The organism is Sporosarcina sp. P37 (assembly GCF_002109365.1).
Classification (GTDB): Bacteria; Bacillota; Bacilli; order Bacillales_A; family Planococcaceae; genus Sporosarcina.
The window spans coordinates 254,140-268,413 of record NZ_CP015349.1 but is presented as its reverse complement, the minus strand read 5'-3'; the positions used below and the strand labels follow the sequence as shown (position 1 = coordinate 268,413).

The window sequence follows — 14,274 nt, the reverse complement described above, 5'->3', positions numbered from 1 at the left end:
TTATGTGTTTTGCAAGATAAAAGTGCAGAAGAATGCAAAGTAAAATACATAAGCTTGCCAGCCTTCATTTCAGTATTATTTTTGACGTGATAAAGCGTTTGTTACTCTAAAACTATCTCCCGTAAAATTCAATATATGGGCATGATGTATCACCCGATCTACTAATGCTGCAGTCAATCTAGAATCGCTAAAAACGCGATTCCACTGACTAAATTCCAAGTTTGATGTGATGATTAAACTTTTTTGTTCGTACCAGTCAGAAATCAGCTGAAAGAGGAGTTCTGCCCCTTCCTTATTGAATGGTATGTACCCCATTTCATCCAATATGATAAGGTCTACGTTTTTAAAACGCGCTCTAAACTGCGTTGACTTTCCCTCCTGCCAGGATTTCTCCAATGCTTCTGCTAGATCTGAAACCCGGTAAAATCGTACTTCAAGCCCTCTTTTACACGCATCATAACCAATGGCCGTAGCTAAGTGAGTCTTTCCTGTACCGGGCGCACCGGTTAGAATGACATTCTCTTTGCGCCTGATGAAACTTAACGTACATAATTCTTGCGAATCAATATGAGAGGGAAAATGAATCTGTTCATTCCATTGAAATGCCGAAAGGGACTTCTTTTGCAGAAATCTTGCTTTCTTAATCAATCTCTCGGCTTTCGTTTCTTCCCGTAACTGCAGCTCTTTTTTTAATAAAGCTTCAAGAAATTGAGCAGAATTTTCAAATGGGATATCTGAATAAACATCATGCACGTGCGCTAAGCGCAATGCTTTGCACATGGTCTGTAAATCTTGGGTCATTTCCCCTCACCTTCAATCTGAGGAGCACTCTGAAGCTGATCATACTTGCTCCAATCAATGTTATAGGGATGCGCATCTGGCTCTTTTAACTCGTCCGATTGACCACTTAAGAGTTCGTAGAATTGATTATTGATTTCATTCATTTCATACGTAGCTAAAAGCCCGATAATCCATTGAATACGCTCTTTGCGAATCGAAAGATTAGAGATGTTTAGATATTCAAAGAGTCGACCAGGTAAATAAGCTGAATAACGTGAATAGCTTACTGCCCGTGGTTTACTCAACCATGCTTTCAAGATGGATTGCCAAGGAATCTCGCGATTCTTATGCATATAGGGTCGGTTGTCTTGATATAACGGCTCTCCGTGAGGAGACACCACCTTAAAGCGATCCCAGTACTTCACTACGGATAATTGACTGTAATTATATCCTTTTGGAACATACACCTTCGTTTTATCTAACGTGATTTCTCCATACTTATTCGCTTTTGTTTTCTCCTCTTTGAATACTGGATATTCTTCTTCAGGTAATGCTAAAAGATATTGATGCTCCTCCTCCAGTAACTCTTGTAACGGAACTTGCTTCTTATAGTGAATACGTTGTCGATCTGTCGTTAGTTGCTCTTGCAGTAGCTTTGTCAAGTGGTCTAAGTCCTCTATAACAGGGGCCGGAGTGATAAAGTTATATCGAACATATCCCACCTTATTTTCTACATTTCCTTTTTCGTGACCAGAATATGGATTACAGGCTTGTGGTTCAAATCCATAATGAGTGGCGAACTGTAAAAATTCTTGGGTAAAAGCAGCCTCTTCATTTCTATTCCTTGGTTTCACCACTGCAGTTTTCATGTTATCAATACGGATTGTTCTTGGAATACCACCAAGTTGATCGAAGATAAGTTTCATACCGTGTAAAAGACACTCTTGATTTTCTGCTGGCAATGGGATGGCAAATGCACTGTTACTAAAAGGAAGCGTCATAACCAAACAATGAACATCTCGGTATTTTCCATCCTGCACAGCTTGCATCAATCCGAAATCTAATTGTGCCTCAGCAGGGGGATGGATGAGTCTCTCATAGCTTTTGTCTTTCGTTTCATCCTCCAGGTCTTCTCTTCCTTCACGCCATTCTTGAATATAGTTTGAAACAGTCCGATAGGACCCCTCGAATCCCATCTCTTGCAAGGCCTTAAAAATTCCTTTATTAGTTCTTCTATCTTTTCTTTTAAGCTTCTGATCTTCCCAAAGCCAATCTCCAACAATTTCTCCCCATTTTTCTCTATACATCATTCCCGATCTTTTTCTCTTTGCTTCTTTAGGTAATAGATCACCATCAGCATACTTTTTAGCAGTTCTCCAATTAATTCCTAAGGTTTTAGATATCTTGTTGATAGATAATGATTTCTGATTTCTCATTAGTTTGATACAATTAATTTCAGGCATTGTCAGCATTCCTTTCAACCTCCACTGGTTTTGATTCGACACCAATACAGTAGAGAAGTTTGAAGAGGCTGGCAAGCCTTTTTTTATTGAAACTTACGTTGCAATGTTATGTACTTTTTCATTTCAAAACTATGTACTTCTATTTTGCACTAAACAACTTACTTATCCTTCCACAATGCTATACGATTAAAGCACCCATTTATAGTAATCGCTACTTATTTTTCTTAATGGAATCCCTCATGACTGCATGTCATATAGCTCATTCCCGACATATTTCTGTATTGAAAACAAGCCAATGAAACATACTACATTACCGCAATTATTACTACAGAAAAGGGGGGATTAACCAGTGAAAAAACAAGCTTTACTAGCAGCAATGGCTTCCGCACTTCTTGTATCCTATCCACTCGGTGCCAAGACCAATGAAATGGTTCGGTCGCTTAGCTGGGAGACTGCAGGTGTTGCGGGAAATATGAAAGTTAATGATACTGTGTCTGTTCATGACTTTATCCAATTCGCTTTAAATGAACTAACGTACCAGCATGGATCAAAAGAAATGAGAGATGAGCTCGTTCAGCAGTGGGTTGGGGCAGATAGATTGGATTTTGAAGAACAAATCACAAAGGGTCAAATCGCTAAAATCTTAGTCCACGCTCTTCAGATTGAGGAACAGGAGAAGTCCGCAGCAGATTATATGCATTCTGCACAAATCTATCAGCTTTTAAAGGTTTACAGCCAAGAGGATGAAACCGTAACTGCTAAAGAAATGGAAAGCATTATTAATAATGCAAAGGAAATTGCTTCAAAAGAAGTTAACAATAAAGGGGTAAAAGAAATCTCCGTAGAAGGTTTCATGAAAAACCCAGGAGACTTCGGTTATCAAATATCGCCGGATGGTGAGTATATCTCGTATAGTTCCGAATGGAAGAACCGAATGAATGTCTTTGTCAAAAAGATGCATAAGGAGGATGAACCTATTCGGGTGACGAGCTCAACCGATCGGGACGTCGCTTCGTCGTTCTGGAAGGATAATCACATCCTTTATTTGAAAGATAACGGTGGTGATGAAAATTTTCATATTTATGCGTCCAGATTCAATGGCCAGGAAGAACGGGATTTGACACCTTATCCGGGTGCCAAAGTGCAATTGATCAGCAACTTATCTGGTGTTGAAAATGAAATTCTTATTGGCTTGAATAAAGACGATCCGACGGTCTTTGATGTTTACCGATTGAATGTTAAAACGGGTGACCTAGACCATGTGGCGAAAAACCCCGGCAATATTACCGACTGGCTCGCAGACCATGACGGCAAAATCCGAATTGCGATTGAAACGGATGGTGTAGATAGTACAATTCTTTATCGAGAAACGGAAGAGGATGATTTCAAACCGTTTGTCCAAACAGAAGAAAGTGATGTCATTTCACCAATCGCATTTTCAAAAGATAATCAATCCATTTATGCTTTATCCAATAAAGGTCGGGATAAGATGGAAGTCGTTGTGTTCGATTTAGATGCAAATGAGAAAGTCCTTTATTCCCACCCACAGGCAGACGTGACGAACACTCTCTACAATAAGAAAAAAGATGCACTTGCAGCAAGCATGTATGTAACAGACAAATCGCATTATGAGTTTTTCGATAAAGAATTAGAACGCATTTTCCACAAGGTGAAAGACGAACTTCAAGTGGATGAAAGCGAACTGACGCTTAAGGATTATAATGAAGATATGAACAAATTTATTGTACTTGTTTCAAGTGATAAAGATTATGGCACGTACTACTATTACGATTCGACAACAGATGAACTGACGAAATTGACGGAACTCTCTTCGTGGCTCGATCAAGATCAATTAGCCGACATGCACCCCATTTCCTATACAAGCAGGGACGGGCTCACCATCCATGGCTATTTGACAGTGCCAAAAAATAAAAAAGTGGAACAATTGCCGCTTATCGTCAATCCGCATGGCGGTCCTTGGGCACGGGATGTGTGGGGTTTCAATCCGGAAGTGCAGCTACTTGCCAACCGCGGATACGCAGTGCTTCAAGTGAACTTCCGTTCTTCGACTGGTTACGGTAAAGCATTTACTGATGCGGGCAACAAGGAATGGGGATTAAAGATCCAAAATGATATTACGGACGGTGTGCAATGGGCCATCGATCAAGGTATTGCAGATCCCGATCGGGTGGGAATTTACGGGGCGTCCTTTGGGGGCTATGCGACCTTAGCCGGCATCACTTTCACCCCGGATCTTTATGCTGCAGCTGTAGACTATGTGGGCGTCTCCAATATCTTTACGCTGCTCGAAACCATGCCGCCATATTGGGAAACGATTCGGAATGACCTATATAAAAGGGTTGGCCATCCAGTCAATGACAAAGAATTGTTGGAATCTGTCTCACCCGTCTTCCACGTTGATAAAATTAAAACACCTTTATTTGTAGCACAAGGTGCAAATGATCCACGTGTCAACCAAGCTGAATCGGACCAAATCGTAGAAGCTTTGCAGAAGCGAGGCATTGATGTGGAATATATGCTTAAAGAAAACGAAGGTCATGGCTTCCGAAATGAAGAAAATCGAATTGAGTTTTATCATGCGATGATCGAGTTTTTTGATAAGCATTTGAAGTGACATTTTATTGAAAGTACGCATGTAGATACAAGCATTCCACTACTTGATAAAAGGTCTGTTGCTGAAAGCCATTAGCGACAGTCTTTTTCTTGTATTCGTGCAGGGGGAGGCAACGCGCCAAAGTGTATGCGAACCGAGCGAAAAAACGGGGAAACGCGCCAAAGCTTCGCCTAACCGAGCGTTAGGCGAACAATTGACTACGACATTTGATGCGGCGAAATATACGGATGAGTATCGATCGGCCCTAATGGAGTTGATTGAACAGGAGAAATCTGACAAGACCGTAACACCAAGTGAGAAAGGGCCGGGCAAGCCGTAAAGTGTAATGGATCTAATGACTGCTCTTTAGGCTTCTCGTTATTGCAACGAGAAGCTTTTTAATAGAGGGAAAAAAGCGAGATGACTTTGCTGTTCTTCGTTCAACTGTTATGCTCATATAAACTAAAACAGTTCTAATCAGATGTTTCTTCTGACTAGAACTGTTTTTCTTGTGTACGGTTATGGTGTGGTTTCTATCTCTACGTAGTTACTTATGATCTAGTTCAGACCCACTTTCGATTTTTTTTGCTAGTACTTCATAGATCTCATTGTACGTTAAACCGGAGTTTGCATTTTGCTTTTTTACTTCTTCAATATTCGTGCCTGCAACCGTATACTTGTCTGAATTGGAGTTTTTTTCTTTCATCCCTATCACCTCAATGCTTGTCGGTTTTTTTATTCGACACAACTTATGATGTCCTTAATAGTGAAAGTTATGTAGCATGGTACATCGAGTGTCCTTATTTTTTTATAATACCGGTCGCAGGAAGTAATTCTTCTTGCGGATTTTTTGTCTACTTAAATGAAATAAAGATATACTGCAGATTCTTAAACGGCATACATAATTTTCACTCTTACAAAGCGACTGTGTAAAGTGAATGTAAAACATAATTGAATAGGAGGAAAAGCAGGAAGGCTGGCACGGTATGATCTCGTCAAACAGTTAATCCTGCAAATGAAAGCTGAAACAATACAGACAGAACAGGGAGAATTATTAAGGGTTATAGAATCTTAACGGGAAGGTCAATTGAGATTAATTCACTATTCATATAAGTATTCAGAAAAGACTTTCTTAATTTATTAGATTGGTATATAATTAGTTGAATACCTAATTAGATAATAATCTAATTAGACTTTCAGCGGAGGAGGAACTCACTTTGAACGAAATTTTTAAAGCATTAAATGATGAAACAAGGCGTAACATATTAACCATTCTCAGCGAAAAAGGTTCTTTGTCTGCCAGTGAAATACACGACCAATTCGAGATGAGCAAGCCCAGCATTTCCAATCATTTAACGATCTTGCGAAATGCGGGGCTTGTCACATCTGAAAAGAAAGGGCAGTACATATACTACACTCTTCATACTGCAGTTCTTCAAGATCTTCTGGTTTGGATGATAAAATTGAATAAATGAGCGCGACGGGAGATGGGGGACAGGTCCTGGCATATGTTAATTATAACGAGGGGGCTGGCTCACAATATATAAGGAAAAATATCAAGAACCTATTTCTAATATGGTTGAAAACTCCAAGTAGAATTAAAAAGCAAACAAACCTTTAATTTGTTTACTTTTTAATTTTCGAAGGATGATCCTGTTCAAGAATGTCTATGTTACAAACATCTAAATGTTTTACATCAATAGTGTTTCCTTATACACAGAAGGGGCAATCACTTCTCCTGCTCCTTCGCCAGTTCCATAAACATCCGTAACTTTTCAGCAACTTTTCCATATACAGTTTCTTTATCATAGTCGCCGTGTTCATTCGGCTGTCCGGCTGGAATTCCTGTTAATATTTCTATCCCTTCTTCTATAGTTTGCACTTTATAGATATGGAACTGACCATCACGGACTGCCTGAATCAATTCGTCATTCAGCATCAAATTTTTTACGTTTTGGTGGGGGATCAGCACACCTTGTTTGCCTGTAAGCCCTTTATTTTTACATACATTATAAAATCCTTCTATTTTCTCATTGACGCCGCCTATTGGCTGAATTTCGCCGTTTTGATTCACGGAGCCGGTTACAGCCAGCCCCTGATCAATTGGAACTTCGGCCAGGCTTGACAGAATTGCGTACAGCTCTGTACTTGAGGCGCTGTCACCGTCGACACCGCCATACGATTGTTCAAATGCAATATGCGCTGTCAAAACTAACGGATATTTTTGAGCGAACTTTTGTCCTAAATATCCCCCTAATATATACACACCTTTATTATGCGTATTGCCGCTCATTTGGCTTTCCCTTTCAATATTGACAAAGCCTTTCTTTCCCATAAAAGTTGTTGCTGTAATTCGCGAAGGTTTGCCGAAACGGTATTGTCCTAAGTCATAAACTGCTAAGCCATTAACTTGTCCGATCTTTTCTCCTTCTGTATCAATCAGAATACTTCCTTCATCAATGCTTGCCTGTATCTTTTCTTCATATAAATTTGAGCGGTATCTTTTTTCATTAATGGCTTTTTCAATATGTTTTGCAGACACGATGTCATCGCCCATCATGTCTGCCCATGCATCCGCCTCATACAGTATTTCTGCCTGCAGATTAAACCGTGTCGATAATTTGTTTTGATGCCCGACAATACGTGAGCTGTATTCAATAATTTTTGCTACAGCTGACGGATCAAAATGCCGGAGTCCATTCATTTTACACTGCGTATGAATAAAACTTATCAGCCCTGTAATATTATCCTGGTTGTACTTCATTTCGGTATCGAAATCCACGCGAATTTTAAAGAGTTTACGGAAATCTTCATCGCCATTGTAAAGAATTTGGTAAATGCTCATATTTCCAATAATAATTACTTTGACATCAAGCGGAATGGGGTCTGGATTAACTGAGGCGGTAGCGATCATGCTTGCGTGTTCTCCCAGATTTTCAATTTGCAGTTTATGGATCAATAACGCTCGCTTTAATCCTGACCAAGCCTGGGTTTTTGAAAAAATATCTTTTGCTTGAATGATAATATACCCGCCATTTGCCTCATGAAGATATCCAGGTTTTATTTTTGTGAAATCAGTACTCATCAGACCCATCCGATTTTCATATTCTACCTTGCCGATTAAATTATAAAACGTAGGATTATCCGCTGTGATGACAGGCATGCCTGACGTTTCACTGTTGTCGACAAGCAGGTTGACAGTATATTTTTTAAACGCTTGTTGTTCATCTTTAAAAAGTATGCCAAGATGCTCTTCTTCTTTTTTAGGTTCATGAGGCAGAAACGCGTGAAAATTAGTTACCAGATCTTCTCTGACAGCCTTTAGATAATGGATCACATCAGGACAATCTTTATATATCTTTTTTAACTCGTCAATATGATAATCTATTGCCATTAAAGCAGTTTTGTGGTCAAAGTCTGCTAATAGCTTTTTCAGCTCCTGCTCAAATTGTATGATGGATTTCGTAGCTTCCCGTATGATCTCTTGCAGTTGAGCAGAGCTTTGTTCAATATGTTTCAATTGTTTTTCGTCTAATGCTTTATATGCTTCTTCACTGATCGGCTGTCCATCTTCGCCCATTGGTATGGTCAGAACTGTCGAACCGTTTTGCTTGAGGATAAACCCTGATTCAGCCGCAATTTCTCCTGTTTCCTTATATACTTTCTCCACTTTTTCTTTATATTTATTTATGATTGAAATACGGTTCTTTTGTTGACTGTCTTCCTTAAAACGGTTAGGAATATCTACTTTCAAGTCATTCACAAGACTTTCCATAGATTTTTGCAGTTTCTTGCCGACTCCGACAGGTAATTTCAACACTTTCGGTTTATATTCATCCTCGAAATTATTTACATAACACCAATCGTATAGTTCAGCTTCCCGGTCGGAAAAGCTGTTTACGACCGAATTTACAAAAGCTGTTTTTCCGGTTCCTTCTATTCCGGAGACGTACATATTATAACCGGGTTTATTGACGTGAAGTCCAAAATTCATGACAGAACGTGCGCGTTGTTGTCCGATAATCGTTGTTAATTTTTCAACCTGTTCTGTTGATTCGAATGTAAACATGGAGTAATCTACAACTTTTTTTAATTCGCCAGCTGGTAAAGAAGCACTTTTTTTAATAGGTTGCTCGTTAGATTGCTTCAATTGAACTCACCTCACTATTTTCCTCTATATTCTCTTACTACCCTAAAAAAGGGCGATGCACGCATTGTTTAAAGAATTTTCAGTACACTCAATTTGTAAATTAAACATCACAGGGGCAACTTCTGATCCCGCATGTAAGAATGCTGCTGGACCAAATGAAATATATGCGATTTGTTAAGAGAAATAAAATGAAAAAAGCACTTGTGTCAAAACATTCATGAATGTTTCCTGCACAAGTACTTTTAATTTTGTGTAACGGTGACGCAGTTCGTTACGTTCGTTTCTATATTCACTGCAAATAGGAGAAGTGCCTTACTCAGTTATTGGGCGATTCGCAGTCATCCTTTTTTGTGAAAATCCGCCAAGGAGCACTTTTCCATGTGGTATAAAATTTTGTATAATGACTGAAAGTGCAATTGGCACAGTAATTCCAAATGCTGTGTACCCAAGAATGCCATACGTAATATAATCGTTTAACAATTTATCTGTAAAGATGTGCAAATACATAATCGTTAACGAATGCTTCTCGATATTTTGCAGCCATGTTAAAGACAAATTAGAGGCGACGAGCTGGAAAATCCCGACTATTACAAGTGTGAATGAAAGCGGAATGATCAAATCCAAAATAAAGTGGTCATAACGCAAAAACTTCATGCTCAGATGATAGTCAATCACATGACTCCTATCAAGTAAAACCGCTGTGATACTTGCAATTAATCCAGCCAGCAGCCAGCCTCTGGATACTTTCATCCAAATGTTTTTCATATAATAACCAAAGGCGAAATAGACGACTGCGATGAGTGCAACATCTATGTTCCAAATCATAGGAATCGTTTGGGACGCAGAAGATGGCGTGCCGTCAATGACGCGCATCGCAAATACGCTTTCAACGTGGGCAATACTGTAAAAGACAGCCAATATCACAAATTGTTTCGTGCGGCTAAAATATTTAGTCATCCATAAGAAAATTACATACGTAAAGAAAAGTGTAGTTATAAACCAGAACACACCGTACGCACCACGCACAAAACGTCCGCCGACAGCAAGTGTCCAAAGATCATTTACGTACCAAGAAAAATCCAGATTACCTGAACTAATCTCTATGCCGTAGCGAATCAGTGTAATACTTACCAGGAAAAACAAGTAAGGGACAATCAACTGCATAAATCGTTTTTTTATCGACTGTTTCATTAAACCTTTTTCCGCAGCCGGCTTAAAGAACAAGCCGCTTAAAATAAAAAAAGCGGGCATGTGAAACCAATAGATATACTGATCAAATGGAAAATCAAGCTCTCCAGGATAATGACCAATAACGACAAGAATCATTAAAAACCCTTTGACGGCATCAACCCAGGATAAACGTTTCTTATTCATAATCAGGCTCCTAACGAAAATTGATGTACATCGATTGTACAACCTATCGATAGGCAGGAATGTAATGTTACAAATTTGACTCAAAATTGTAAGCTAGTTGGTAAATATCAGGAGAATTTTATTGATTTATTACGGAAGACTGACTGCTTTGAATATTTTTGAAGTGGCATCAAAAAATATTGACTGCTATTGTTCTTTTATTATTGAAAAAATATCGGTACTAAGGAAGAGGTAAAAACGGAATAGACTCAATCGGCTGATGAGTGAAGTCGGGGATTCTGTTATAATCTAATTCATATAAGTACGGACTTATATGAATGCATAGGAATTAAAGAACCTGCTTGTACGTGGGAGATAGGAATTGAATGAAAGCATTTTTAAAGAAAAATTAAAAAGGGGAATATCATTATGTCTAAAAAAACACTGTACTTTTTATGCACAGGCAATTCGTGCCGAAGCCAAATGGCTGAAGGCTGGGGCAAAAAGATTCTTGGTGAAGAGTGGCGGGTTCTTAGTGCAGGAATTGAAGCTCAGGGCGTAAATCCGAATGCAGTGAAAGCTATGCAAGAAGTAAACATTGACATTTCAAATCAAACTTCTAATGAGATAGACCAGGAAATTTTATTTGCTGCAGATTTTATCGTTACACTTTGCGGAGATGCTGCTGATAAGTGTCCGGTGACGCCGCCTCATATCAAAAAAGCTCATTGGGGTTTTGACGACCCTGCAAAAGCAGAAGGAACAGAAGAGGAAAAATGGGCATTCTTCCAGCGTGTACGCGATGAAATTGGTGCCCGGATTGAACGCTTCTCTAAAACAGGTGAATAAAAAGTATTTGATCATGTACTTAAAAAGAGTACTTGTGTCAGAAACAATCGCGAGTGAAGAAGCAGCCGCGAACGTTTCTGCGCAGGTGCTTTTTTTAGAAATCCGCGCTGTCTGGGCAAGTGCAGATGTTCAGCAATCCTTAATATATTTCCATGCATTGCCAGTATGATATTTCAAATGTGGAGCATTCTAATGTCACAAGGAGGTGGACAACATGCCAAACAGCAACAGCAATAACAACTCAAACCAGCTTTTAGTTCCTGGAGTACAACAGGCGATCAACCAGATGAAGGAAGAGATTGCATCTGAGTTTAACGTGCAGCTAGGACCAGACTCCACATCGCGTGCCAACGGATCCGTCGGCGGAGAAATTACAAAGCGATTAGTGCGTCAGGCTCAGCAGCAAATGAAAGGATACACGGAATAATCAGTTTCGCTGTATCTTGAAAAGGATCTGTATCATAAAAAATTGACAGGTTCTGTTTAACCTCCCGCTTTGTCGTTAACCGACATGGCGGGAGGTTATTTTTATGGAGTAAGTAATGACAATTCCTTATATAACCGTACGAGAACTTACAAATGCACGGATTCCTAAAATCGATGTAGTCATTTTGAAACTTTATCCGCTATTCTCCGTCTGTACGCTGCAGGAATAGCGGGGAAATATAAAAAAGAGACGTCACTACATATGTTGCATTCCTATTTGGATTTTCATACATTGAATTCGTCTAAAAGGCAGCAGAAGCCGGAAGTATTCCACCGAAATGTAAAAGCGCAGGATGTGTAAGCATAGTTTTAAATGCAGACAGAGGGAATATTTCACCAGGAATGTTCGCGGAATTCGGCCGATTCATCTGGCAAATAGCAGACATACTCGTATAATAGAACAAACAGTGCCGTCCTTTTATATAAGCTTCTATACATAGAAAATTTATTCCTATCATGACTTTAGGGGAGTGTCGCAATGAGTAATCTGCAATCATTATCAGAAGTATTTCAAAATAAGTTATTCCGTATCCCTGATTACCAGCGGGGATACGCTTGGAAACGAAGTCAGCTAATTGATTTTTGGGAAGATATTATGAATTTGCGGGAGGGAAGATTTCATTATACCGGCATGCTGTCATTAAAAGCGGTTCCGCGGAAAGAGACGCAGAACTGGGGAAATGATACGTGGCTGCTTGATACGGGATACAAAGCGTATCATATCGTGGACGGCCAGCAGCGGATCACTACTTTTTCTATCCTGATCAATGAAATGGTATCTTTTGTGAAACGGCATGCATGTAATATCGGTAAAAATGAAGAAGACATTGTAATTTGCTATCAAACACTGCAGTCCATACGCACGAAATATATTTCTAAGAAGCGTCCGCCGCAGAATCTGATCACAACGTATTTATTCGGTTATGAGACGGACAATCCAAGCGCTGAATATTTAATTCACAGAGTATTTGACGAACCCTACAGCGGTACGATTAACGAGACATACTATACGCAAAACCTGAAATATGCCAAGGATTTTTTCTCTGCGTGCCTGCAGAAACTGTATGAAGAAGACGGCGTGGAAGGTATCGAAACTCTGTTCCGTAAACTGACGCAGCAATTGATGTTCAATATCCATGAAATAGAAGAAGATTACGATGTTTTCATCGCGTTCGAGACGATGAATAACCGCGGCAAAAAACTGACGAATCTCGAATTACTTAAAAATCGGCTGATTTATTTAACTACGCTATATGATGAATATCAATTGGATGGAATGGATAAAACGGCCTTGAGAAATCGCATAAATGATACGTGGAAAGAAGTATATTATCAGCTTGGCAGAAACCAGAAGTCTCCGCTCTCAGATGATGAGTTTTTACGGGCACATTGGATTTTGTATTTTAAATATACCCGTAAAAAAGGGGATGACTATATTAATTTCTTACTGAATTATTTCTCTTCCAAGAAAATATTTGAAAAGTATGAAGTAGCAGTGGAAGATGAAGTGCCGGACAGTACAGGTCCTGAAGTAATGGAGGAAGATGAAGAAAATCTGCTGCCTGCAGAAGAGGAAACTAAGGCAGAGCACAATAAGCTGCGGCCAGAGGATATTACAGAATACGTGAACAGTTTGAAACATACGGCTGAAAACTGGTTCTATTCCTATTTCCCGCAATATGGAGAGTTTTCCGGCGAAGAAAAAATCTGGTTGGAGCGACTGAATCGTATTGGAATTGGTTATTTCAGGCCATTGGTGACAGTTGCACTTTCTTTACAGACGAAAGTTGCAGAGTCTGAGCGAATTGATTTGTATAAAACGATTGAGCGCTTTATATTTGTAATGTTCAGGATGGGTGTTTTCCAGTCCAGTTTTAAAAGCAGTGACTATTACCGGAAAGCACGCAGTTTATACAGGGGAGAACTGTCAATTGAAGAAGTGACTCAGTCATTAACCGAAATTACTGATGAACGAATGGGCAGTGCTATCAAAAGCTTTATCACCCGTACCGAAAACCGTTTTGCAAATGGAGACGGTTTCTATGGCTGGCGGGATATTCGGTATGTTTTATATGAGTATGAATATGAAAAAGCGAGAAAAACAGGCATTGAAAAAATCGGTTGGACCCCATTTACCAAAGTTGAAAAAGATAAGGTTTCCATCGAACATATTCTTCCGCAAACTCCCGCTGACGATTACTGGAAAAATCAGTTCAAAAACTATACTGCTACTGAAATCAAGATATTGTCCGGTTCGCTCGGAAATCTTTTGCCGCTGTCACAAAGTGTAAATTCCTCTTTGCAGAATACTAGTTTTCCAAACAAAAAATCATCGAAAACTAATGGCAGAAGAGGATACAGCGACGGATCACACTCTGAAATCGAAGTATCTTTGGAAACGGATTGGAATGCGGAAGGTATTCTTGCGCGCGGACTGAAACTGCTGAATTTTATAGAAACCCGGTGGAATGTTCAGTTTACAGACGAAAAACAGAAAATCGAATTGCTTCATATTCCGTTTGTGCGGGATGGACGTGGGGAAGTGGCGGGTGTTGCGCCGGCTGATTAATAAAAGTGGG

General features: G+C 39.5%; 12 protein-coding genes. 7 read left to right on the top strand and 5 right to left on the bottom strand.

Translation table 11 applies throughout. The features are described 5' to 3' along the window. Positions 1 to 75 precede the first annotated feature (75 nt). Both istB and istA read right to left on the bottom strand, forming a co-directional pair. A complete protein-coding gene (istB, locus tag SporoP37_RS01465) occupies positions 76 to 801 on the bottom strand; it encodes an IS21-like element helper ATPase IstB (RefSeq protein WP_085430033.1) in 726 nt (241 codons plus the stop codon). After that, positions 798 to 2,216, bottom strand: a complete 1,419-nt coding sequence (gene istA / locus SporoP37_RS01460) for an IS21 family transposase (protein WP_335696860.1) — start codon at positions 2,214 to 2,216, stop codon at positions 798 to 800. Before istA ends, istB begins: the two co-directional genes overlap by 4 nt. A 376-nt stretch (positions 2,217 to 2,592) precedes the next feature. On the opposite strand from istA, the gene SporoP37_RS01455 reads away from it, so the two are divergent. Both SporoP37_RS01455 and SporoP37_RS17675 read left to right on the top strand, forming a co-directional pair. After that, positions 2,593 to 4,878 carry a S9 family peptidase gene (locus SporoP37_RS01455; RefSeq protein WP_232329788.1) on the top strand — a complete coding sequence of 762 codons (2,286 nt, stop codon included), beginning with the start codon at positions 2,593 to 2,595 and terminating at the stop codon, positions 4,876 to 4,878. Between the two features lie 43 nt (positions 4,879 to 4,921). Further along, the gene (locus SporoP37_RS17675) at positions 4,922 to 5,197 is read left to right on the top strand and encodes a hypothetical protein (protein ID WP_099662741.1); all 276 of its coding nucleotides are present in this window, start codon (positions 4,922 to 4,924) and stop codon (positions 5,195 to 5,197) included. 207 nt (positions 5,198 to 5,404) lie between these two features. Here SporoP37_RS17675 and SporoP37_RS16785 read toward each other — a convergent pair whose 3' ends face one another. Next, a complete protein-coding gene (locus SporoP37_RS16785; RefSeq protein ID WP_143565461.1) occupies positions 5,405 to 5,605 on the bottom strand; it encodes a hypothetical protein in 201 nt (66 codons plus the stop codon). Between the two features lie 469 nt (positions 5,606 to 6,074). Here SporoP37_RS16785 and SporoP37_RS01445 point away from each other — a divergent pair, with 469 nt between their 5' ends. Further along, the gene (locus SporoP37_RS01445; protein ID WP_081242022.1) at positions 6,075 to 6,332 is read left to right on the top strand and encodes an autorepressor SdpR family transcription factor; all 258 of its coding nucleotides are present in this window, start codon (positions 6,075 to 6,077) and stop codon (positions 6,330 to 6,332) included. Between the two features lie 254 nt (positions 6,333 to 6,586). Here the strand turns inward: SporoP37_RS01445 and SporoP37_RS01440 are convergent, their stop codons facing one another. Further along, entirely contained in the window at positions 6,587 to 9,007 is a 2,421-nt protein-coding gene (locus SporoP37_RS01440) for an ATP-binding protein (protein ID WP_198160041.1), read from the bottom strand. Between the two features lie 312 nt (positions 9,008 to 9,319). Next, on the bottom strand, positions 9,320 to 10,381 hold the full coding sequence (locus SporoP37_RS01435; protein ID WP_085430030.1) for an acyltransferase family protein: 1,062 nt from the start codon (positions 10,379 to 10,381) through the stop codon (positions 9,320 to 9,322). A gap of 408 nt (positions 10,382 to 10,789) precedes the next feature. Between SporoP37_RS01435 and arsC the strand changes: the two genes are divergently transcribed. From arsC to SporoP37_RS01420, 4 genes are all read left to right on the top strand, one after another. Further along, positions 10,790 to 11,209, top strand: a complete 420-nt coding sequence (gene arsC / locus SporoP37_RS01430) for an arsenate reductase (thioredoxin) (protein ID WP_081242020.1) — start codon at positions 10,790 to 10,792, stop codon at positions 11,207 to 11,209. Between the two features lie 13 nt (positions 11,210 to 11,222). Continuing rightward, positions 11,223 to 11,378 (top strand): hypothetical protein, encoded by a 156-nt coding sequence (locus tag SporoP37_RS16780; protein WP_155961280.1) that lies wholly within the window; start codon positions 11,223 to 11,225, stop codon positions 11,376 to 11,378. 45 nt (positions 11,379 to 11,423) lie between these two features. Continuing rightward, a complete protein-coding gene (locus SporoP37_RS01425) occupies positions 11,424 to 11,636 on the top strand; it encodes an alpha/beta-type small acid-soluble spore protein (RefSeq protein ID WP_081242019.1) in 213 nt (70 codons plus the stop codon). 537 nt (positions 11,637 to 12,173) lie between these two features. Then, positions 12,174 to 14,264 carry a DUF262 domain-containing protein gene (locus SporoP37_RS01420; protein ID WP_085430029.1) on the top strand — a complete coding sequence of 697 codons (2,091 nt, stop codon included), beginning with the start codon at positions 12,174 to 12,176 and terminating at the stop codon, positions 14,262 to 14,264. The last annotated feature ends 10 nt before the right edge of the window (positions 14,265 to 14,274 follow it).

Bases quoted from the DNA above. Each gene is read 5' to 3' on its own strand.
- istB (WP_085430033.1), bottom strand. From the start codon at position 801: ATGACCCAAGATTTACAGACCATGTGCAAAGCATTGCGCTTAGCGCAC.
- istA (WP_335696860.1), bottom strand. From the start codon at position 2,216: ATGAGAAATCAGAAATCATTATCTATCAACAAGATATCTAAAACCTTA.
- SporoP37_RS01435 (WP_085430030.1), bottom strand. From the start codon at position 10,381: ATGAATAAGAAACGTTTATCCTGGGTTGATGCCGTCAAAGGGTTTTTA.
- arsC (WP_081242020.1), top strand. From the start codon at position 10,790: ATGTCTAAAAAAACACTGTACTTTTTATGCACAGGCAATTCGTGCCGA.
- SporoP37_RS16780 (WP_155961280.1), top strand. From the start codon at position 11,223: ATGTACTTAAAAAGAGTACTTGTGTCAGAAACAATCGCGAGTGAAGAA.
- SporoP37_RS01425 (WP_081242019.1), top strand. From the start codon at position 11,424: ATGCCAAACAGCAACAGCAATAACAACTCAAACCAGCTTTTAGTTCCT.
- SporoP37_RS01420 (WP_085430029.1), top strand. From the start codon at position 12,174: ATGAGTAATCTGCAATCATTATCAGAAGTATTTCAAAATAAGTTATTC.